The following is a 22,350-nucleotide window of genomic DNA, read 5'->3' as shown; positions in this document are numbered from 1 at the left end:
TCATGCCTTGATCAGACCGGCGCCGTGCAGGGCGTCGGCCGCCGCGGCGACGGTGTCGAACGGCAGCCCCGACCGCTCGGCGACGTCCAGCAGACCGTGCTCGCCGTCGGCGAGGCTGAGCACCCAGAGCATGGCCATCTGGGCCTGCTTGGCGTCACTGCGGCCGCCGAGCGACTCGTACAGCCCGCGCCGTCCCAACTGCGGCTCCCCGTACGGACTCAGGTTGACGTAGTGCCGGTTGCGGTCGAGGACGGCGAACGCCTCTCGGCAGACGGCGAGCGTGTCCGCCATCGCCGCCGGGGAGACGAAGCCGAGGTTGTCCGCCGACGTGTGGTACTCGGGATAGCCCGCGTACGGGGTCCGGGTGAGAGAGCCCACGCCGAGGTCGAACCCGGGCGAGCAGTACTGCCGCTCGTCGTAGCCGTAGGGCGTGAACTCGGTCACGCGGTGCGGGCGTTCGGAGTCGGCCAGCACGTGCCGCAGCACTCGGTCGATCTCCGCGTCGCCGCGCCTGCTCTGCTTGTACGTCAACTGCCCCGGGTCTCCGGCGCAGGCCAGCACCAGGCCGTGCTTGACCCGCTCGACCCGCTCCCGGTTGCGGGCCAGCCAGGTGATCGCCCCGATCGTGCCGGGCGCGAAGACGAACCGGTAGGTGTAGTACGGGTCGCGCTGCGCCAGTTCCCGGGCCAGGAACGTCGCCACCGCGATGCCGGCCAGGTTGTCGTTGGCCAGCGACGGGTGGCACGTGTGGCAGGAGACGAGCACCTCGTCGGGCACCTGTCCGGGGACCACGTGCTCGGCGTAGGTGAGGTGGCCGTCCGTCAGGGTGGAGTCGATGCGGACCTCGTAGTCGCCCTCCGGCAGCGCGTCCAGCGTCTCCTGGGCCAGGCAGAAGCCCCACTCGGGCTGGTAGTAGCTCGTGCGGTACGGCACCCAGGACGGGTGGTCCGGCAGGGTGTGCAGGTGCGGGCGCAGCTCGGCCAGCGGCATGGTCGCCGACACCGGCACGCTGTAGCCGAGCACATGGAGGCTGGACGCGGCGAAGTCGACGACCCGGCGGCCGGCGGCGTCGGCGACGTACGCGTCCCGGATGTTCCACTCCTTGGGCACCGTCCAGTCGAGCACCTGCGTCCCGGTCGGTACCTCGTGCACGTGCAGAGGGATGTACTCGTCGACGATGCGCAGGGTGGCGCGCACCCCGTCGCCCGTGATGCTCCGGCAGAGCGGATACAGCCGCTCCACCAGGGCGTACATCTCCTCTCCGGGCTCGGTCATCGGCGCCACCGCAGGGTGTCGTCGACGGCCCCGGCATCGGAGGCGGCCCGCAGCACGGCCAGGCGGGTGAAACGACGCTCGAAGTCCTCCCGGGTCAGCCCGTGCTCGCGGTAGGCGTCGGCGAGTTCGAGCGCGCCCTGCTTGACCGTCCACTCGCAGTCGAAGCCGGGGATCGCGGCCCGGAACCGGGAGAAGTCCACCCGGTAGGAGCGCGGATCGGCCCCCGTCTCCCCGGTGATCACCACCTTCGAGCCGGACACCGCCGCGGCCACCTCCTCCGCGATCTCGGCGACTGTGACGTTGTTGACCTCGCTGCCGATGTTGAACGCCCGGTCGTGCACCGCCTCCCGGGGCGCATCCAGGGCGGCGGTGAAGGCCCGGGCGATGTCGGCGGCGTGCACCAGGGGGCGCCACGGGGTGCCGTCGGAGAGCACGAGCACCTCGCCGGACAGCAGCGCGTGGCCCACCAGGTTGTTCAGCACGATGTCCGCGCGCAGCCGGGGCGAGTAGCCGAAGGCGGTGGCGTTGCGCATGTACACCGGACTGAAGTCGCCGTCGGACAGCGCGTGCAGATCGTCCTCCACCCGCACCTTGGACTCCGCGTACGGCGTCACCGGGCGCAGCGGGGCGTCCTCGGTCACCAGGTCGCCACCGCCCGCGGCGCCGTAGACCGAGCACGTCGAGGCGTACAGGAAGCGCTGCACCCCGGCGTCGCGGGCCAGCCGGGCCAGCCGCACCGACGCGTGGTGGTTGATGTCGTAGGTCAGCTCCGGCGCCAGCGAGCCCAGCGGGTCGTTGGAGAGCGCGGCCAGGTGGATCACCGCGTCCACCCCGGCCACGTGCTCGGCCGTGAGGTCGCGCAGGTCCACCCGCCGCCCCGGGGGGTCGGCGGGCGCCGGTCCCAGGACGCAGTCGGCGAACAGGCCGGCGTCCAGCCCGACGACCTCGTGTCCGGCGGCCGTGAGGACCGGTGCCATCACGGTGCCCAGGTAGCCCTGGTGTCCGGTGAGCAGTACGCGCAAGGTTCAACCCCCCAGGTTGAGAGTGAGTTTGGCGACGTCGAACGCCTCGGCGTAGCGGGCGTGGCATTCGATGCCGCGGATCCGGGCGAGGCCCAGGAAGGCCTCCCGGTCGTACCAGGGGCGGTGCCGCTGCGAGGGGTAGTGCTCCTGCAACAGCCGCACCTTCTCTTCGGCGACCTCCGGCGTCAAGGGCTGGTACGCCGACGGGCGGCCCAGGTCGCCGTCCCACTTGACGATCTCGTACCGCAGCACGAGGTGGTCGCGGAACGCGGTGGTCATCAGCTTCGCCAGGCCGCGGTGGTCCTGGTGGGCGTCGCCGGTGCGCGGGGCCAGGACGAGGTCCGGTTCGGTCCGCTCGCGCAGCTCCTCGACCGCGGCCTTGGCCTCCTCCCAGTGGGCCGGTATCCGGCCGTCCGGCAGCTTGAGCACCGTCAGCCGCAGGTCGGCGTCCGGGCAGAAGGCGGCGAGGGCGGCCCGCTCCTCCCGCTCCCGTTCGCCGCCACCGCCGGAGAGCACCAGCGCGTCGACGCGGATGCCCGGCCGGGCCCGGCACAGCGTCAGCAGGGTGCCGCCGGCGCCGATGGCGATGTCGTCGCAGTGCGCGCCCACCGCGACGATCCGGTCCGCCCGCCCGGCGCCGAGGCGGATCACGCCCTCACCCCGGCGGGCGCCCCCGCGCCGTTCCGTTCCCACACGGCCCACGGACGCTCGCCCCGGGTGTAAGCGGTGTCCAGCGCGGCCCGCTCCTTCACGGTGTCGGTCGGCTTCCAGAAGCCGCGGTGCTGGTGCGCCACCAGCCGCCCGCGCTTGGCCAGTTGGGTGCAGCCGTCGGCCACCAGGTCGCCGTTCTCCGGGATGTGGTCGAAGACCTCCTGGCGGAGCACGAAGTAGCCGCCGTTCTCCCACAGCGGCAGGTCGCTCACCGGCGTGATGCCGCCCACCAGACCGTCCTCGCCCAGGTCCACGCAGTGGAACGAGGACTGCGGCGGCACCACCATCATGGACGCGCCGGCGTCGCGCCGCGCGAAGGAGTCGATCATCTGCGGCAGGGGTGCGTCGGTGAGCACGTCGGCGTAGTTGGCGAGGAACATCTCGTCGCCGTCCAGATGGTGCCGCACCCGGCGCAGCCGCTCCCCGATGGGCGACTCGATGCCGGTCTGCGCGAACGTGATCGTCCAGTCGGCTATGTCGGCGGACAGCAACTCGGTCCGGCCGCCCCGCAGCACGAAGTCGTTGGACGTCGTCTCCTCGTAGTTGAGGAAGAAGTCCTTGATGTGGTGGGCCCCGTAGCCCAGGCACAGGATGAACTCCTTGTGCCCGAAGTGCGCGTAGTAGCGCATCACGTGCCAGATCAGCGGCCGCGGCCCGACCATCGCCATCGGCTTGGGCACGTCGTCGGACGCGCCCTCGCGCATCCGCATCCCGTAACCGCCGCAGAACAGTACGACCTTCATGCTGTGACCTCTCGGGACGCGGCCTCGACGATGCTCAGCTCCGGGATGGGAAAGACCAGCCGGCCTCCCCACTCGTGCACGAACGAGAGCTGCTCGACCAGCTCGGCCCGCAGGTTCCACGGCAGGACGAGGACGTAGTCCGGCCGGTCGGCCGCGATCCGCTCGGGCGCCAGGATCGGGATGCGGGTGCCCGGAGTGAACCTGCCGTGCTTGTAGGGGTTGCGGTCGACCGTGTACGCGAGCAGGTCGGGCCGGATGCCGCAGTGGTTGAGCAGCGTGTTGCCCTTGCCGGGCGCTCCGTAGCCGACCACCGTCTCGCCGCGCTCGGCCGCCTCGATCAGGAACCGCAGCAGGTCCCGGCGCACCTTGGCCACCCGGGCGGAGAACTCGGTGTACCCGGACAGCTCCCGCAGCCCGGCCGCCTTCTCCCGGTCCAGCACCTCGGCCACCCGCCTGCCCGGCTCGCCGGCCACCTCCGCCGGCCGGGCCCACAGCCGGATGGACCCGCCGTGCGTGGGCAGCAACTCGACGTCCACCAGGGCGAGTCCGCCACTGGCCAGCGCCCGGATCGCGGACGCGACCGTGTAGTACTGGAAGTGCTCGTGGTAGATCGTGTCGTACTGGTTCTCCTCGATCAGCGTCAGCAGGTGCTGCACCTCGATCGAGACCCAGCCGTCGTCGGCGACCAGGGCGCGCAGCCCCTTGGTGAAGCCGACGACGTCCGGGATGTGCGCGTACACGTTGTTGGCCACGACCAGGTTGGCCGGGCCGTGCTCGGCGCGGACGGCCGCTCCGGTGTCCGGGCTCAGGAACTCCGTGAGCGTGGGCACACCCGCCTCCCGCGCCGCGGCACCGACGTTCACCGACGGCTCCACGCCGAGGCAGCGGATCCCTCGGTCCACCAGGTGCCGCAGCAGGTACCCGTCGTTGCTGGCGACCTCGACCACGAACGCGTCCGGGCCGAGGCCCAGCCGCTCCACGGCGCCGGTGACGAAGGTCCGCGCGTGCTCCACCCAGGAGGTCGAGTAGGAGGAGAAGTACGCGTACTGCGTGAACGTCTCCTCCGGTGTGATCAGCGCGGGGATCTGCGCCAGCCAGCAGTCGGTGCAGACCCGCAGGTGCAGCGGGTACGCCGGTTCCGGCCGGTCCAGTTGGTCCGCCGCGAGGAAGCTCTCGCACGGCGGAGTCGCTCCGAGATCGACGACGCTCTCCATCGCCGCCGAACCGCACAGTCGGCATCGTGTCATCTACTGCCCCCATCCCCCCTGCCCGCGCGGGTGTCCCCGCCACGAGCCAGTGCCGACCGCCCCGCGATCGCGGTGCGGTACCCCTCCAGCAGGCGCTCCAGCCCGACGGCCGGGCTGAACCCCTGTTCGTAACGGCGCCGGGCCGCCCGGCCCATCGCCTCGTTGCGGTCCGGCTCCGCCGTGATCCGGCGCAGACAGGCCGCGAGCGAGGCGGCATCCCCGGGACCGTGCAGCAGCCCGGTCGCCCCGTCCTCGACGAGTTCGACGAAGGCGCCGTGCCCGGCGGCGACGGCCGGTACCCCCGCCGCCATCGCCTCCACGACCACCAGGCCGAACGCCTCCAGCCACGTCGAGGGCGCCACCACGGCCACCGATCGCGCCAGGGCCCGCCTGCACTGCTCCGGGTCGTACAGACCGACGTACCGCACGTCGTCCCGGCCGGCCGCCCAGGCGGTCACCTCGCGCTCCAGCGGCCCCGTCCCGGCGACGACGAGCGGGACGCCCACACCTCCGGCGGCGGCGATCTCGTCCCACGCCGTCATGAGCAGCCGTACGCCCTTGGCCTCGGCGAGCCGCCCGAGATACAGCAGGTGCTCGCCGGCGCCCGCACGGCGCTCTTCCGGCTCGGGCACGAAGTTGTGCTTCACCGCCAGCCGTTCGGCCGGCATGCCCGAGCCGACCAGCACGTCGCGCTGCGCCGCCGAGATGCAGAAGAACCGCTCCACCCCGGACCACCAGCGCCGCCGGTTGGCCGACAGGCTGACCGCGAGCGGCAGCGTCGCGAGCCGGGAGCCGCGGTAGCAGCCGTGCCGTACGGCGGGCAGCGGCGTCCCCCCGACGCACTCGGTGCAGGGCCGCCCGTCGCGTTGCAGGGTGCCGGGCGGGCAGACCTGCGTGTAGTTGTGCAGCGTGGCGACGGCGGGCACCCCGGCGTCGGCGCAGGCGGCCAGCACCGCCGGCGACAGGAGCGGGAAGACGTTGTGGACGTGCACCACGTCCGGCCGCTCGGCCCGCAGCCGGGCGGTCAGCTCCTTGCGGACCGCCGGGTTCCACGGCACCAGGAGCGGGAGCGCGGCCTTCTCCGGCAGGGACCGGGCGGCGATGTCGTCGCTGCGCCGCTCGAACACCCCGACCCGGTGACCGGCCGTGCGCAGCAGTTCCACCTCCTGGTCGACGACGTTGTTCTCGCCGCTCGGCTGGGCCGAGTTGTACCGGTTGTGCACCACGAGGACGTGCATGCTCAGGTCACCTCCGAGGTCCGCGCCCAGCGCGGGACGCGACGTCGAGGGGGGTCGGGCACCGGCAGGGGTGTGGCCGCCGCGGGCTGCGCCAGCAGGGAGGCGGCCACGGCGAGATGCAGCAGATACGGCGAGGCGTCGCCGAGCCCCGCCTCGGTGTACGACGCCAGGGCGCAGTAGCCGATCAGGAAGATCGCACAGGCCCTGGCCAGGGACGGCGGCCGCAGCAGCGCGACACCGCCCAGCGCGACGAAGACCGCCGCCACCAGGGCGATGCCGATCAGCCCCTGCTCGTGGTAGACGGCCAGCCAGCTGTTGTCGATCGGCAGCCCGTCGAACGACTTGTCGCCCAGGCCCATGCCGAAGACCTGCTCCCCGATCGTGCGGGGCGCCGCCAGCAGGGCGTCCCACACCTTGGCCCGGCCGGTGAGATTGCTGAAGTTCTCCTCGCTCTGGCCGCGCAGGAACCACGCCTGTAGCGCGGAGGCGAACACCACGGCGGCCACCGCGGCGCACAGCACCGCCCACGAGAAGAACCGGCGGGCGGCGGCGCTGGTCAGGGTGAGCGAGCCGATGGCGAGCGTCAGGCCGACGAGCAGGCCGAGCGTGGCCGTACGGGTGTGGGTGAGCATCAGCAGGACGAGTGAGGGCACGATGACCAGCGCCGCGCTGCGCCGGTCGGTCCGGCCGCCGAGAACGAGCAGCACGGCGAGCCCGATGATCACCGCCGCGTACTGGCCGATCTGCGGCGGGGTGAGCGGCCACAACGCCCCGACCAGCCGTCCTCCGTAGAGGTCGGGCATCGCCGCGCCCGGCGAGACGAGCGCACCGGCGGCCACCGTGCACAGGACCAGGAAGTACATCCGGATGTGGTGCCGGACGAACGTCGGGCCGCCGTCCCACCAGCGGCTCAGCAGCCACAGCGTGCCGACGAAGAGGGCCAGCCGGGCGCACCGGAACAGCGCGCCGAGCCCCGACTCCAGGTCCGCGCTGGCGATCAGGCTCGGCACCAGCAGCAGGGTGAGCAGGAACAGGAAGGCACTGGGGCGCACACGCAGCCGGAGATTGAGCACGAGCGCCAGCGAGAACGCGGCGACCAGCGCACCCATGGTGACCATCTGGATGAGCGAACGGGGGAGCGGGACGACGGTCTCCGCCCCCGTGGAGCCCAGCGTGTTGAGGACCAGCAGCCCCCACACCGTCCCGACCAGCTTCGGTGTGCGCTCCACGGTCATCTCAACCCCCGTCCCGTGCGCGCAGGGTGCTGCCCTTGTCCTGCCGGTAGGGCGACCCCTGCCACTGTCCGAAGTCGAGGACCCGGCTCGGGTCGTGGGCGACGAACTTCCACGGGCCGACGTAGACGTTGTCGTGCCAGCGGTTGTGCTGCCGGTGGGTGATGGCCTCGGCCACCCGCTCGCCCTGGTACGGGGACCAGTCCGGATAGGTGCCGTAGTTCGCCAGCAGCGCCATGCGGTCGCAGCTCGACGTGCACTCCAGGACGGTCTTGTCCAGGACGAAGCGGTTGTCGTGGACGTCCACCCGCTGGGTCTTCCACCGGCAGTCGTCGTACAGCGGTGCCTTGCCGATCGCCGGGCGGGCGCAGCGCTCGATGTCCTTCACCAGCAGGGTGCAGTCGCCGGAGGACGTGTTGGCGGGACTGTTGCAGAACCGGTCGGCGTTCTCCCACAGGGTGATGCCGGACCAGTTGTTCTCCAGGACGTTCCCGTAGATCTCGATCTTGTCCGTGCGGGCCTCGACGCGCGGTTCGCCGCCGGACTCGGAGATGTAGACGGTCGCGAACGGGAAGTTGTCGCCGCCGTCGGTGTTCTCCCGGCCCTCGACCCAGTTGTTCTGCCGGATCGCGTTGTTCCGGACGACCGCGTTGTAACTGGTCTCGTAGATGAGCGCGGCCCCGTCGTTGGACTCGATGACGTTGTCCTCGATGAGGAAGTCGTTGTTGTTGGTGTCCGCCCACAGACCGGTGCCGAGGTTGTCGTGCACCCAGTTGCCGCGGATGTCGGCGCCCTCGACGGCCCAGAACTTGACGCCTCCGGTGCAGCCGCACCCCTGCCGCTTCCGCTCCCAGTCGCCGGTGTTGTTGCCCGTGATCTCGTTGTCCTCGAGCACCAGGTCGTTGATGGTGCCGTTGCCCTTGTACGCGTTGAGGCCGTACTGGCCGTTGCCGCGCAGACAGCTGGAGCGGACCTGCTGGCGGTCACCGGCCATCAGCCCGGCGCCGGAGTTGTTCTGGACCGTGGCGTGCTCGATCACCCACCCGTCGGCCGAGTCGTGGTTGACCACGCCCTCGTCGTGCGGCGCGACGAAACCCTGCACGGTGAAGTGGCTGAGCGTGACGTCGCGGGCGTGGCCGCCGAACGCGTACCGGTTGGTCTTGCCGCCGTCGAGGACCGCGCCCGGCCCGCCGAGGTAGCGGTTCCCGTCCTTGGGGACGACCTGCGCGTACTGGTCGGGTTCGAGGCGGTGCTTGCCCGGCCGCAGCCAGAAGGTGGTGTGCGCGGGGCTGTTGCGGGTCTTGGCCGCCAGGTCGCCGACGACGGCCGGATCGACGGTCACCGCACCGGCCGGTGCCTTCGCCGGTCCGGCCTCGGGCTTCGCGCACACGCGGGCCACGGGGGGCCCGTCCGACCCGGCGGGCGGAGCGGACGAGGCGGACGAGCCGGACGAGCCGGACGGCCCCGGCGACGGCGCGTCCGAGGTGCCGACACAGCCGGCCGCCAGCAGCGCCAGCGCCAGGGGCGCCGCGGCCGACAGCGTGCGGCGCCGCCAGGTGATCCCCATGCGTCCTCCCCCCTTCCTGTGCCTAGTCGCGGAACGCGAGTACGGTCGTGAAGCCCCGCGCGCCGTCGGTGAAGCCCGGCGCGCCGTCGGTGAAGCCGGTGCCGACCAGCGTGGTGGCCGGCTCCTTCCGCCCGAAGCCGGGGGAGTACCAGCCCAGCGGCGGATCGGTCTCACCGCGATGCGCCCGCCAGGACAGCTCGCCCGGCAGGTCGAGCACCGCCGAGCGCTCCTCGCCGTCCCGGGCCCAGGTGAGCCGGGCGCGGCTGCCCACCAGGTCGGCGGCGACCGCCGGGCCGAGGTGGAACGCCAGCCGCACGGCCCGGCGCGGGCCGCGCACCTCGTCCACCACCCGCAGCTCACGGCTCGCGGCCGTCAGCTCCACCCGGCGGCGGTGCACCGACCCCCCGTACCCGTCGTGCTCGGCACACCAGCGGGACACCCCCGCGTCGGAGGTGTCGACGGCCAGCACGCGGCTGCGGGCGTGCCGGGTCCACAGGAACGGGCCGCCGGAGACGGACTGGTCGGTGCCGTCCAGCTCCAGGGTGTTGTGGCCGAGGGTCGAACGGAAGTAGCGCCGCCACCCGGGCTGCCCGTGGTAGCAGTACGTCCCCGGGTCGGCGAGCACGTCGACCCCGTCGTGCCGCACCTCCACCGAGAGCGCGTCCGCGTGGGCGTGCGCCGCGATGGACAGGAAACCGTGCGGACCGCCGTCGCAGCGGCACCAGATCCCGTCGGGGCCGCGCAGCACCGTGAGCCCCGCGTCGGCGAAGTGGGCCGGCCTGTCCGCCGGGCGGCGCACGGCCCGGCCCGCGCCGTCCTTGCCGTACGGCCGGATCAGCGCCGTCAGCAGCGGGGTGCGCACATCGGTGCCGGTCACCGCCGGCCACCAGGGCAGCGACCCGAACACGGCGTCGCCGGTGGCCAGCAGCGATGCCCAGCGGTCGGTGCCCGCGCCGTCCACCACCAGGCCGTGCCCGTCGTCCGCGTCCCCCTGCCGCGGCGGCCGCAGCCGGTCGTCCACGACGGCCGCGAGCGCGTCGGTCATCCGCAGCAGCACCAGCCGGACCGTCGCGGGCACCGGCACCCCGGCGGCGTCCGCCTCCGCGACCGCGGCCAGGCCCAGTTCCAGGACGAGCCCGTGGTACTCGGTGGCCAGTTCGCGGTTGAGGCCGGAGAGGAACGTGTTGGCGCGCAGCTGCCGGTCCAGCGACCGCAGCGCCTCGTCCCGCCACTTCGCCGAGTCGGGGAACCAGCCGAAGGCGCAGGCCGCGGCCAACTGCCCGGCGGCCTCCGCCACGACGTGGTTGTTCGCCGACGACCCCCGGCTGGGGAAGGCGGCCAGCCAGCGCTGGTGGTGCCAGATCTGCCGCAGCGCCACCGGGTTGTCCTCGAAGAGGGCGGCCGCGCCCGGCCAGCCGTCGAGCAGCCGGCGGATCCACACCCACGACAGCAGCCGGATCCCCAGCTCGATGCCGCTGACCCAGTGCACCGAGCGCAGCGGTGCGTTGGCCGCCCACCAGGACCGCAGGTGCTCGGCCACCCGCTCGGCGTACCGCTCGTCCCCGGTGACCGCGTAGGCGGCGGCGAGCACCGTGAGGTAGTGGTGCCGGGACAACTCCCAGATCTGCTTGATGTCCCCGACCGCGTCCTCGTCGCGGTAGGGCACGTCGAAGGCGTAGCCGCCCGGCGCCCGGCGCCCGGTCTTCGGGTCGTACCACCAGTCCGGGTCGGCCAGGTCGTCGCGGACCACGCCGAAGTACTCGACGTGCCCGGCCATCAGGCGGTCCGCCTCCGCGACGAGACGCTTCGCGGCGTCCGGCGGCACCGCCGCGAGCGCTTGGGCGGGCAGGACCGCGGTGAACCGGGCCCCGGTCACGCTCGGGGCGTCCGGCCGCGCCGAGCGCCACCGCCGCCTGCGCACGGTGTCGCCCGCCCGGCCGCCCACCTCCCGCGGCCCCATCCGGGACAGCCGCCGCAGGTACCAGCCCGGGCTCCCCGGGGTCGCGGTCATCGCGCCTCCGCCAGGGTCACCGGAGCGCCGCCGGCCAGGGCGGCCCGCACGGCCAGGGTGGCCGCGGTGGTGGCGACCAGCGACCGCAGCGGCACCGGCATCGGCCCGCCGGTCCGCACCGCCCGGACGAACGCGGCCAGTTCGGCCGCCTGGCCCTTGTCCCGGGCCTTGGGCAGCCGGGAACTGACCCACCGCTTGCGGCCGTCGTAGACCGACGTACGCACGAAGTCGTCGAGTTGCAGCACCTTGCCGTCCGCGACCAGGTCGAGCGTCTCCTTCGGGAAACCCGCCGCGCCGGTGGTGACGTAGCTGAGGGTGGCGGTGGACCCGTCGGGGTAGCCCAGCACGACCTGGAGGTCCTCGTTGCCGGACGGGGCGACGGCGTACACGGAGACCGGGTCGGCGCCCAGCAGCCAGCTCGCCGTGTCGACGAAGTGCCCGCCCTCGCCGGCGAACCGCGAGCCCTCGGTGCCCTGCTGGAGGTACCAGCTGCCGTGGTCGAGCCGCCCCGCGTTGACGAGGTAGCGCAGGCTCGCCGGGCCGGTGCGGGCGCCGAACCGCTTCCGGGCCTCCTGGAGCAGCGGCGCGAACCGGCGGTTGAAGCCCACCTGCAACCGGTCGTTGCCGGACTCCTCCACCGCGTCGAGCACGCCGGCCAGCTCCTCCGAGGTGAGCGCCAACGGCTTCTCCACGAACACGGCCTTCCCGGCCAGCAGCGCCTTGCGGGTCAGTTCGGCATGTGAGCTGTGCCGGGTGACCACGAACACCGCGTCGACGGACGCGTCACCGAGCACGGCGTCCAGATCGGTGGTCGCCTCCCGGAAGCCGAACTTCCGCTGCGCGTTGGCCGCGGACAGCGCCGTCGTGGTGACGACCGTCGACAGCTCGACACCGTCGCGCTGTGCCAGGTGGGGCAGCAGCATCGACGTCGCGTAGTTCCCCGCGCCGACGAACGCGAGGCGCACCGGCGTCTTCGCCGCCCGCGCCGGGGCGGAGGACGTGCCGCCGCCGGGCACCACGGGCACGGACACCACCGGGGCGTCGGCCGACGGCCCGTCCCCGGCGGCCTGTTCGGGGTACCGGAACAGCACGGCCACGGCCTTGAGATCACCGTCCTTGAGACGCTGGTACGTCTCCACCGCGTCGTCGAAGGCGGCCGTGCGGGTGATCAGCGGCTCCACGTCGACGCGGCCCCGGGCGGCGAGATCGAGGAAGCACGCCAGGTTGCGCCGCTCGGTCCAGCGCACGTAGCCGATCGGGTAGTCGCGTCCCTCGATCTCGTACTCCGGGTCGTAACGCCCGGGGCCGTAGGAGCGGGAGAACCGGACGTCCAGCTCCTTCTCGTAGTACGCGTTCCACGGCAGGTCCAGACGGCACTTGCCGATGTCGACGACCCGGCCGCGGTCCCGGCACAGCCGCGCGGCCAGCTCGACGGGCTGGTTGCTGCCACCGCCGGCGGCCAGGTACACCTGGTCCACCCCGTGGCCGTCGGTGAGTTCCGCCACGGCGTTCTCCACCGCCGGGGACGCCGGGTCGCCGCAGGCCGCCGCGCCCAGCCGCTCCGCCAGCTCGCAGCGCGCCGGGTCGGGATCGGCGCCGACGACCCGGACGCCCGAGGCGGTCAGCAGCTGCGCCACCAACTGCCCGATCAGCCCGAGCCCGACGACCAGGGCCACCTCGCCGAGCCGCGACTCGCCCTGGCGGACCCCTTGGAGCGCGATCGACCCGACGGTGCCGAAGGCCGCGTGCCGCGGCGCGAGACCGTCGGGCACCGGGGTGTAGAGGTTCTTCGGAACCCAGTTCAGCTCGGCGTGCAGGGCGTGCTCGTTGCCGGCGCAGGCCACGAGGTCGCCGGCCTTGACGTCGTCGATCCCGTCCCCGACCTGCTCGACCACCCCGCACAGCGAGTAGCCGAGCGGTGTGTACGAGTCCAGCTTGCCCATCACCTTGCGGTAGGTGGCGGGCACCCCGTTGGTGGCTACGCTCTGCACGACCTTGGCCACCTGGTCCGGCCGGGAACGGGCCTTGCCCAGCATCGACATGCCGGCCTCGGACACCTTCATCAGTTCCGTGCCGGTGGAGATCAGGGAGTAGGCGGTCCGCACCAGCACACCGCCCGGCTTGCAGCCCGGTACCGGCACGTCGAGCAGCGCCAGCTCGCCGCTCTTGTAGTTCTGCACAACCTGTTTCACCGAAGGTCCTCTTGTCTCTTGGCCGGTCTTGGTGCGGGAGAAGTGCCGAGGCGCTACGACGTCGACGGGGAGTGGTGGTCGGCCCCGGAGGTCGCGCCGCGGTACCAGTACTCGAGGGTCAGCACGTGCCACAGGTGCTTGGAGAAGTCCCGCTGCCCGGCGGCGTCCTCGGCGACGAGGCGCCGCAGCGCGTCGCGCCGCAGGAAACCGGACCGCACCAGCTCGCCGTCGTTCACCACCTCACGCACCAGCGGCGCCAGATCCCGGCTCATCCAGGCCCGCAGCGGCGCGCTGAACAGGCCCTTGGGCCGGTACACGATCTCCCGGGGCAGGACCGAGGTGGCCGCCTCCTTCAGCACCGCCTTGCCCTGCCGTCCGACGATCTTGCGGTCGCCGGGGAAGGCGAACGCCGCCTTCACCACCTCGACGTCCACGTACGGCACCCGCACCTCGGTCGAGGCGGCCATGCTGGAGCGGTCCGTGTAGGCGAGGTTCAGACCCGGCAGGAACATCCGGGCGTCGCCCAGGCACATGCGGTTCACGAAGTCGTCGAGGTCGTTGTCCTCGTAGACGTCCGCGTGCTCGGTCAGCACGTCCTCGACCGTCCCCGCCAGGTCCGGATCGATCAGGCCGAGCAGCTCCGCCCGGTCGTACATCGTGTAACTGCGCCGGAAGGCCGTCTCCTCCGGCAGATCCGCGAAGGACAGGAAGCGCTTCGCGAAGCGCACCGAACGCAGGCCCCGGCGGCTCGTCGCGACCGGCAGCCGGTCCACGGCCGCGGACAGCCCGCGCCGCAGCGGCCGCGGGACGCGCTGGTAGCGCAGCGCCAGCACGTTGGCCAGGTGCTTGCGGTAGCCGGCGAACAGCTCGTCGGCGCCCATCCCCGAGAGCATCACCTTGACCCCGGCCTCCCGGGCGGCCGAGCAGATCAGGAAGGTGTTGATCGCGGCGGGGTCGCCGATCGGCTCGTCCAGGTGGTACGTCATCCGCGGCAGCAGGTCGAGCACGTCCGGAGCGATCTCGATCTCGTGCAGGTCGACGCCGAACCGCTCGGCCACCTGCCGGGCGTAGCGCAGGTCGTCGGGCATCGCCTCGAACCTGGCGTCCTCGGCGCGGAACCCGATCGTGTAGGCGGAGATCCCGGGCCGGTCGCGGGCCGCCAGCGCGGTCAGATAGCTGGAGTCCAGACCGCCCGAGAGGAACGTCGCCACCGGCACGTCGGAGAGCAGGTGGCGCCGGGTCGACTCCTCGACCACGGCGGCCAGGTCCGGCCGCTCGCCGTCCAGGGCCCGCTCCCGGCCCTCGGCGGCGACGTCCCTCAGGTTCCAGAACCGGCCGCGCTCCACCCGGCCGTCGGGGCGGCACCGCAGCCAGCTGCCCGGCGGCAGTTTCTCCGCCTCGCGGAACGCGCAGCGCGAGTCCGGCACCCAGTAGTACAGCAGCGAGGCCACCAGCGCCGCGTGGTCCACCTCCAGCTTCCCGCCGGACACGGCGGCGAGCGCCTTCAGCTCGGAGGCGAACACCAGACCCCCGCCGCGCCGGAGCAGGAACAGCGGTTTGATGCCGAGCTGGTCGCGGGCGAGCACCAGTTCCCCGGTGCGCTCGTCGAAGACCGCGAACGCGAACATGCCGCGCAGCCGGGCCAGGCAGTCCGTCCCCCAGCGCCGCCAGGCCTCCAGCACCACCTCGGTGTCGGACGTACCCCGAAAGCGCGTCCCGGCGGACTCCAGCTCGGCGCGGAGTTCGGGCGCGTTGTACAGCTCGCCGTTGTACGTCAGGGCGAGACCGTCCGAGACCATCGGCTGGGCGCCGGTCCCGGACAGGTCGATGATGGCCAGCCTGCGGTGCCCGAGCTGCACCTCGCCGTCCCCGGCGGGGTGGCTGTAGCGGCCCGCCCCGTCCGGACCGCGGTGGGCGAGGACGTCGGTGAGCCGGTCGGTCACGGCCTTCCCGTCCGGCCAGTGGTACGTGCCTGCGATGCCGCACATGTGCTACCGCGCCTCCTGATCAGTGTCCGGGACCGTCGCGGCCGGCACCACCGGCCGTTCCGCCCGGACCCGCCCCGTACCGTTGTGCCGCTTCGGAGGTTCGTCGCGGCCGTGTGGCGCGGTGACGTGCGGACCGTCCCACAGGGTGCCGTCGGTCCGGTCCCGCGGATCGGGATCGACCAGGACCACCCCGATCACCGCGATGCGCTGGTCCGCGAGCTGCCGGGCCACGGTGTGCAGCCACGCGGCGCTGCCGTGTCCCGCGCGGACGACGAGCACGGTCCGGCTGCCGAGGTGGTGGAGGTCGGTCCACGCCGTACCGGGCGCCACCGAGCCGACCCCGAGCCGGCGCACGTGGTGCGGCTCGGCCGCGGCACGCTCACCGCTCAGCACCGTCGGGCCGCCGGACTTGCGGCGGGCGCCCGCCAGGTCCGTGCCGGGCAGCGCGTCGACGACGACCACGGGCCCGTCCGCCTCCAGCGCACCGGCGACGTCCAGGGCGATCACACCGGCACCGCGCGCACAGCCCAGCTCCAGCAGCGACACCGGTTCCGCGGAGCCGCGCACCAGGCGGGCCAGGGTGGTCGTGAGCCGTTCGCGGGCCGCCCGGGTGCGCCGGCGCTGCCAGGACCGGACCGACCGGCGCGGCCCGCGGCGCAGCTCCGCGAGGACCGACGCGCCCAGGTTCGCCGCGATCTCCCGGCGCAGCACGGGGCGGTCCGCCACCACCGCGCCGACCGCGGCCAGCGCGAGCCCGAGAACGAGCCCGAGGGCCAGCCCGATACCGGCGTTGGTGACCACCGCCCTGGGCAAGGAGTGCCGCACCGCGTGCGGGGCGTCCACGATCTGCGTCCCGGCGACGACCTCGGGCGTGCCGGTGAGCGCCTCCGCGGCCCGTTGGTCGAACTCGGCGATCCGCGAGTCCAGTTCGGCCCGGCGGGCGAAGAGCGACTCGATGCTCGCCGACGCCTTCGGTTCGTCGTCCGGCGAACGGTCCCCGATCGACCTGTTGACCTCGGCCAGCTCCTTGCGCATGCGGTCGCGCTGGTCCAGCAGGGACTTGGACTCGGCCTCGGCGGCCTCCCGCAGGCGCCGCACGTGGTCCGCGACGAACGTCTCGGCCAGCGCCTCGGCCCGGGCCACCGCGTCCGCGTCGCTGTCGCCCGTCACGTCGATCCGCAGCAGGTTGTTGGTCAGTCCGGTGCCCCGGTAGTCCTGCATGAAGTCCTCCGGGTCCTCCCCGGAGCCGAGCGACCGCAGGGCCTCGGCGGCGATCTGCGTGGTGCCCAGCAGCTCCACGTCGGTGCGGATCAGCGTTCCGGTGTCGTTCGGCTGGTCGTCCTTGTGCGCGACCAGCACTTTGGTGACCGCGGCCGGCCGGGGCGGCAGCAGGACCGCCACCGCCGCACCGGCCAGCAGGCCGAGCAGGGCCAGACCGGCCCACAGACGCCGCCGCCTGCGCACCGCCACGACCAGTGCGTGCAGGTCCAGCAGCGGAGCGGAGGCGGACGACTGCGGAGCCGTACTCGTCGTCATGCGGCACCTCCTGTCGCGTTCTCGGGCACCGGAGCCGCCGCGGTGGCGCTCTCCGCGGGGCGGTCGGCCGGTCTTGTCGCACGGGCCCGGACCGCGCCGGCGACGACGACACCGACGACCTCGTGGCCGCCGTCCGCGCACGCCTCGGCGAGGCCGGCGAGCTCCTCCGCGGTGCGGCTGCCCGCGCCGAGCACGACCAGGACACCGGACTCGGTGTCGCGGTCCGGCACCATCGGCCGGGACACGGCGACCTCCACCACCCGCAGCACCGGTTCACCGTCGGTCTCGACGGCGAGCTGCTCCGCGGCCCGGCGGGCGACCTCGTCGTCGTCCGGGACCACGACCAGCAGGCGCCGGGCGGCCGGCAGCCGTGCCCGCAGGCGCCCGCACACCCGCCGGTAGCGGACGAGCCGCCCGGCCTCGTCGGAGGAGTGCGGAGTCGGCAGGTCCCAGCGCACGTCGATGCCCAGCAGCCGCCGGAACCGGGCCCGCGCGCCGCGTGCCTTCGGCCGGTGGGCGCGGCGGTCACCGGGTACGTCGACGGTGCCCAGCAGTGCCGCGCGCAGCGCCGCGGCCATCTCGGGTTCGGAGCGCAGCCGCCGGTTCACCCGCGCCGCGGCGAGATGACCGACGACGGCGAGCACGAAGAACAGCAGGGCACCGCCGCCGACGAGTTGCAGCCTCGTCGGCGGAGCCTCGCCGGTCGGGCGGGCCGCCGGCCCCATGACGACCAGACCGGCCCTGTTGTTCGCCGGGTCGGCCTCCTCCAGCTTCTGCATGGCCTCCTGCAACGTGCTGCGCAGCTTCTCCAGCTCGGTGCGGGCCTGCACGCTCTCCACCGTCTGCCCGGGATCGGCCGCGTTGGCCAGGTCGGTGATGCGCTGGTTGGTCCGCTTCACCTGCTCCCGCAGCGCCTCGGGCCCCGCCGCCCCGTCGGCATCGGTGCCGCCGCTCGCGATCCGTGCCGAGTACGCCACGAACTGCTGGGCCATCTCGTCGGAGAGCCGCTGCGCACGCTCCGGGGTCTCGGCCGTCCCGGAGATCTTGACGACGTTCCCGTCGGCGGTCGCGGCGCTCACCCGGTCGCGCAGCTCGCTGTCGCTGACCCCGCTCCAGCCGAGCGCCTCGCCCGCCCGGTCGACCACCGACGAACTGGTCGCGATCTCCACCTGGGTGATCAGCTCGCGCTCCTCCCACGGCCCCGGCAGCAGGACCGAGGCGGACGCCGTGTAGCGCGGCGGGAAGAGCACCGAAACGCCGTAGCCGACGAGCGCGCCCACCACGACGAGGACGGCGAGCAGCCGCCGGCGCCGGCGCAGTATTCGCCCGACCGTGACCAGGCGTATCGTGTCATCGCTCAACGGCGCGGCCTTCCCCCTGCTTTGGTCCCGGCGGCGGCGTACGCGGCGAGCAGTGCCTTCTGCGAATTGCGCCAGGAGAGCTGCCCGTTGACGCGTTCCTGGCCGATCTTGCCCATCCGGGCCCGCTCGCCGGGGTCGTCCAGCAACCGCGCGACGAGCCCGGCGAACTCGGACTCGTCGTTGGCGGCGGCGTAGAGGGCCGCCTCACCGGCGGAGACGCGCGCCTCCCGGAGGTCGAACGAGACGATCGGCCGGCCCATCGCCATGTACTCCAGGACCTTGTTCATGGTCGACACGTCGTTGAGCGGATTGCGCGGGTCGGGGGAGAGGCACACGTCCGCCGTGGACAGGTAGCGCACCAGGTCGGCGTCCGGGATGCGCCCGGTGAACTGCACCTGCTCGCCGAGCCCCAGCGACCGGGACAGCTCCACCATCGCGTCGAAGGCGTCACCGGAGCCCACGAACACCGCGTGCCAGTCGGTCCGCCCGGCCTCGTCGCGCAGCTTGGCGAGCGCCCGCAAGGCGTAGTCGACGCCGTCCTGGGGGCCCATGACGCCGAGGTAGCACAGCAGATGGGGCTTGCCCCGCTTCAACTCCGGTTCGGCGGGCACCGGCTGGAAGCGGTCGGTCGCGGGCGCGCTGCGCACCACGAACACGTCGTCCGGGCGCCGGCCGCCGCGGCGCAGCGCGACGTCCTTGTAGCTCTCGTTCGTGGCGAGCACGATGTCCGCGGTCCGGTAGGTGAGCCGTTCCAGGGCGCACACGGCGCGGTAGAGCAGGTCCTTGCCGCGGCCGAACCGCGAGAGGTACAGCTCGGGTATCAGGTCGTGCTGGTCGAAGACGAACCGCGCGCCGCGCCGCTTGAGCCACAGGGCCGGCAGGAACAGCAGGTCGGGCGGATTGCAGGCGTGCACCACGTCGACCGGACCGACCTTGCGGGCCAGCCGGAAGGTGTGCCAGAGCGCCGCCCCGTACTCCCGCAGATAACCGGCCGGCCCTCCGGTCGCCGCGCGCAGCGGGTAGCGGTGGATGCGCACCCCGTCGACGACCGCTTCCCGCTCCGTGTCCCGCTTGGTGCCGCGGGGACAGATGACGTGCACCTCCCAGCCCGCGTCGCGCAGCGTCGTGCACTCCTGCCACACCCGCCGGTCGAAGGGCACCGACAGGTTCTCCACCAGGATCAGCGCGCGCCGCCCCGGCCGGTCGCCGGTGCTGCCGCCGCGCGGCGTGCCCCCGGACGTCGTGTCACCAAGCAAGGCCCATGTACCCCGGTTCGGTCCGGCGCGCGTCGGCGTCGGGAAGGTGGATGAGGTCGATCAGCAGCGGGCCCCCGCCACGGGGGAGCGCCGCCAGCACGGCCGGGTCCCTGGTCCCGACCAGGCACACCTCGGCGTGTTCCAGCACCTCGTCGACGGAGTCCGCGAGCAGCTGGGCGAGGTGCGGCAGCCGGGTCTCGACGTACTCGCGGTTCGCGCCCAGCAGCCGGGACAGGCTCACGTTGGCGTCGTGGATCCTCAGGTCGTAGCCCTTGCCGAAGAGCCGCTCCGCCAGCTCGACCAGCGGGCTCTCCCGGAGGTCGTCGGTGCCGGGCTTGAAGGACAGCCCGAACAGCCCCACCCGGCGCTTCCCGGTGCGCTCCACCAGCTCCACCGCGCGCTCCAGGTGGGCGGAGTTGGAGGGCAGCACATGGGCGAGGATCGGCACCGACACGTCCGCCCGCTGCGCCGCGTGGACCAGGCTGCGCAGGTCCTTGGGCAGGCAGGAGCCTCCGAAGGCGAAGCCGGGCCGCAGGTAGGCGGGGCTGATGTTCAGCTTGCGGTCGGCCAGGAAGACGTCCATGACCTGGTGCGAGTCCACGCCGAGCGCCTGGCACACCGCGCCCAGCTCGTTCGCGAAGCCGATCTTGAGGCCGTGGAAGGCGTTGTCCGCGTACTTGATCGCCTCGGCCGTCGCGACCGGCACCCGGAACACCTCCCCGGGCAGGCTGTCGTACAGCCCCAGCACCGCGTCGCCGCTCGCCGGGTCGAGTTCGCCGATGACGGTCTTGGGCGGGTCGAAGAAGTCCCGCACGCTCGTGCCCTCGCGCAGGAACTCCGGGTTGACCGCGACCCCGAAGTCCACCCCGGCGGTGCCGCCGACGTACTTCTCCAGGATCGGCACCAGCAGGTTCGTGCAGGTGCCCGGGAGCATGGTGCTGCGGAACACCACGGTGTGCCGCCCGGCGCTTCCGCCGTGCCCACCGCGGTCCGCCAGCGCGGCACCGATCTCCTCGGTGACGCGTTCCAAGTACGTGGTGCACAGGCTGCCGTTGGGCTCCGACGGCGTGCCCACGCAGATCAGGGAGATGTCGCTCTCCATGATCGCCTCGCGGACGTCACCGGTGGCGCGCAGCGCTCCGGTGCCCACGACCTCGGCGATCAGTTCCCCGATGCGCTCCTCGACCACCGGGGCCTTGCCGTCGTTGACCAGGTCGACCTTGACCTGGTTCACGTCCACCCCGATGACCTCGTGCCCCATGCCGGCCAGGCACGCGGCCGACACGCAGCCCACGTAGCCCAGGCCGAAAACGCTGACCCTCATGACCCGTTCCTCCCCCCAGGCAGGCCCCGAGGGCCTGCGATCCGCGCGTCGGCCCGGCGGCCCCCGCGCATCAGTACGCCCCCTGCCCGTGGACCACCGCGCGCAGCGTCTTCCACAGGATCACCGCGTCCAGCGCGAGCGACCAGTCCTCCACGTACCGCAGGTCCAGCCGGACCGCCTCCTCCCACGGCAGGTCGCTGCGTCCGCTGATCTGCCACAGGCCGGTGAGTCCCGGCTTGACCAGCAGCCGTCTTCGGATGTCCGGGCCGTACGCCGCGGACTCCTCCGGCAGCGGGGGCCGCGGACCGACGAGCGACATCGAGCCGGTGAGCACGTTGAACAGCTGCGGCAGTTCGTCGACCGAGTACCGGCGCAGCACGGCCCCCACCCGGGTCACCCGCGGGTCCCGGCGGAGCTTGAACAGCAGGCCCGCGCCCTCGTTGCGGTCGGCCAGCGCGGCACGGGCCCGGTCGGCCCCCGAGACCATGGTGCGGAACTTGAGAATCGTGAACTCACGGCCGTCCTTGCCGACCCTGCGCTGGCGGTAGAACGCCCCACCCCGGCTGTCCACCAGGACGAGCAGGGCGACGAACACCATCAGGGGCGCGAACAGCGTCAGCAGGATCGCCGCGCCCAACCGGTCGACCACCGCCTTGACGGCCCGGCGGCCCCCGGTGAAGGTCGGCATGCTGACCCGCAGCAGCGGGATCCCGAGCACCGCGTCGACGTGCAGCCGCGGGCCGGCCACCTCCATCAGGACGGGGGCGACGACCATCTCCGCGTCGCTGCCCTCCAGGTTCCAGGCCAGCCGCTGCAACCGGTGCGGCGACCAGTGCGGGTCCGGGGTGACCGCGACGACCCGGTACCCGTCGCGGCGTACGTGGTGGGCGACGTTCTCCAGTGGGCCGACGACCGGCACCCCGTCCAACTGGTCGCCCTCGATTCCGGGGCCGACCGTCGTGCAGACCGCGTCCACGCGCCAGCCGAGGTGCGGGAACCTCCGGGTCCGGGCGATCAGATCGCGCACGGTGGCCGGGCTGCCGGCGGCCAGCACCGGCCTCAGGCAGCGCCCTTCCTTGCGCTGCCGGTGCAGCCGTACCCGCAGCGCGTAACGCGAGATCATCGTGACGATCGCGATCGCCGGGACGGCGACGAAGATCCAGAGTTTGATGTTGCGCGAGGTGAGGGCGATTCCGCCGAGCGCCAGTACGACGGTCGCCATGAACAGTGAGCGTCCGAGCCGGCGGAATTCCTCGGCACCCTGGCCGAGTACGGCCGGTGCCCACGACCGGCTCACCGCCAGCGCGCCGAGAACCAGCAGCTCGGTTCCGAACGCGAGAATTCCCCATTTCTCATGCCAGTTGGCCGCGTCCCGGACCCCGAAGAAATTGCCGATGCCCGCCACCACGAAGGCGGTGGCCACGGTGTCGCTGGTGATCACGGTACGGCGGTACCGCTGCTCCCAGTCGCTCGCTGACCGGCTGACGGCCCCGTCGGCCAGATGCCCGCGCGTAGACGGAAACGGGCTGACCACTCCCCCTTGCCGCACAGAACCCCCCAGGTCCCCAGTGGTTCGACGTGTTCGCCTAGCACTGTTCCTCCCCCTCGGGAGGCCCCCGCCTCCCGCGCCGCGCTGTTCCTCCCCAC

The 22,350-nt window shown here is 72.9% G+C and carries 16 protein-coding genes; all 16 read right to left on the bottom strand.

Going from position 1 to position 22,350, the window contains the following annotated elements; all coding sequences use genetic code 11:
* Window positions 1-1,284 (bottom strand): DUF4910 domain-containing protein, encoded by a 1,284-nt coding sequence (locus B9W62_RS01210; protein ID WP_179235295.1) that lies wholly within the window; start codon window positions 1,282-1,284, stop codon window positions 1-3.
* A complete protein-coding gene (locus B9W62_RS01205) occupies window positions 1,272-2,297 on the bottom strand; it encodes an NAD-dependent epimerase/dehydratase family protein (protein ID WP_087804282.1) in 1,026 nt (341 codons plus the stop codon). Before B9W62_RS01205 ends, B9W62_RS01210 begins: the two co-directional genes overlap by 13 nt.
* Before the next feature lie 3 nt (window positions 2,298-2,300).
* Window positions 2,301-2,948, bottom strand: a complete 648-nt coding sequence (locus B9W62_RS01200) for a PIG-L deacetylase family protein (RefSeq protein ID WP_087811682.1) — start codon at window positions 2,946-2,948, stop codon at window positions 2,301-2,303.
* Entirely contained in the window at window positions 2,945-3,751 is an 807-nt protein-coding gene (locus B9W62_RS01195; protein ID WP_087804280.1) for a sugar phosphate nucleotidyltransferase, read from the bottom strand. The genes B9W62_RS01200 and B9W62_RS01195 overlap by 4 nt, the downstream gene beginning before the upstream one ends.
* Window positions 3,748-4,998: a class I SAM-dependent methyltransferase gene (locus B9W62_RS01190; RefSeq protein WP_087804279.1), complete on the bottom strand. Its 1,251-nt coding sequence runs from the start codon at window positions 4,996-4,998 to the stop codon at window positions 3,748-3,750. Before B9W62_RS01190 ends, B9W62_RS01195 begins: the two co-directional genes overlap by 4 nt.
* Entirely contained in the window at window positions 4,995-6,236 is a 1,242-nt protein-coding gene (locus B9W62_RS01185) for a glycosyltransferase (protein ID WP_087804278.1), read from the bottom strand. The genes B9W62_RS01190 and B9W62_RS01185 overlap by 4 nt, the downstream gene beginning before the upstream one ends.
* 2 nt (window positions 6,237-6,238) lie before the next feature.
* Entirely contained in the window at window positions 6,239-7,471 is a 1,233-nt protein-coding gene (locus B9W62_RS01180; RefSeq protein WP_087804276.1) for a hypothetical protein, read from the bottom strand.
* 1 nt (window position 7,472) lies between these two features.
* Entirely contained in the window at window positions 7,473-9,035 is a 1,563-nt protein-coding gene (locus tag B9W62_RS01175) for a right-handed parallel beta-helix repeat-containing protein (RefSeq protein ID WP_087804274.1), read from the bottom strand.
* 22 nt (window positions 9,036-9,057) lie between these two features.
* On the bottom strand, window positions 9,058-11,046 hold the full coding sequence (locus B9W62_RS01170; RefSeq protein ID WP_087804272.1) for a heparinase II/III family protein: 1,989 nt from the start codon (window positions 11,044-11,046) through the stop codon (window positions 9,058-9,060).
* The gene (locus tag B9W62_RS01165) at window positions 11,043-13,238 is read right to left on the bottom strand and encodes a bi-domain-containing oxidoreductase (protein ID WP_179235294.1); all 2,196 of its coding nucleotides are present in this window, start codon (window positions 13,236-13,238) and stop codon (window positions 11,043-11,045) included. Before B9W62_RS01165 ends, B9W62_RS01170 begins: the two co-directional genes overlap by 4 nt.
* Before the next feature lie 53 nt (window positions 13,239-13,291).
* On the bottom strand, window positions 13,292-15,226 hold the full coding sequence (asnB, locus tag B9W62_RS01160) for an asparagine synthase (glutamine-hydrolyzing) (RefSeq protein WP_087804268.1): 1,935 nt from the start codon (window positions 15,224-15,226) through the stop codon (window positions 13,292-13,294).
* 3 nt (window positions 15,227-15,229) lie between these two features.
* The gene (locus tag B9W62_RS01155; protein WP_087804266.1) at window positions 15,230-16,762 is read right to left on the bottom strand and encodes a Wzz/FepE/Etk N-terminal domain-containing protein; all 1,533 of its coding nucleotides are present in this window, start codon (window positions 16,760-16,762) and stop codon (window positions 15,230-15,232) included.
* Window positions 16,759-18,123 (bottom strand): Wzz/FepE/Etk N-terminal domain-containing protein, encoded by a 1,365-nt coding sequence (locus tag B9W62_RS01150; RefSeq protein ID WP_107424180.1) that lies wholly within the window; start codon window positions 18,121-18,123, stop codon window positions 16,759-16,761. Before B9W62_RS01150 ends, B9W62_RS01155 begins: the two co-directional genes overlap by 4 nt.
* Window positions 18,120-19,379, bottom strand: a complete 1,260-nt coding sequence (locus tag B9W62_RS01145; RefSeq protein ID WP_179235293.1) for a glycosyltransferase family 4 protein — start codon at window positions 19,377-19,379, stop codon at window positions 18,120-18,122. Before B9W62_RS01145 ends, B9W62_RS01150 begins: the two co-directional genes overlap by 4 nt.
* Entirely contained in the window at window positions 19,369-20,703 is a 1,335-nt protein-coding gene (locus tag B9W62_RS01140) for a nucleotide sugar dehydrogenase (protein WP_087804264.1), read from the bottom strand. Before B9W62_RS01140 ends, B9W62_RS01145 begins: the two co-directional genes overlap by 11 nt.
* A gap of 70 nt (window positions 20,704-20,773) precedes the next feature.
* A complete protein-coding gene (locus B9W62_RS01135; RefSeq protein ID WP_087804262.1) occupies window positions 20,774-22,252 on the bottom strand; it encodes a sugar transferase in 1,479 nt (492 codons plus the stop codon).
* Window positions 22,253-22,350: the final 98 nt, after the last annotated feature.

Source organism: Streptomyces sp. CS113 (genome assembly GCF_002188365.1).
Lineage (GTDB): Bacteria > Actinomycetota > Actinomycetes > Streptomycetales > Streptomycetaceae > Streptomyces > Streptomyces tendae.
This window is presented reverse-complemented; position numbering and strand designations above follow the sequence as displayed.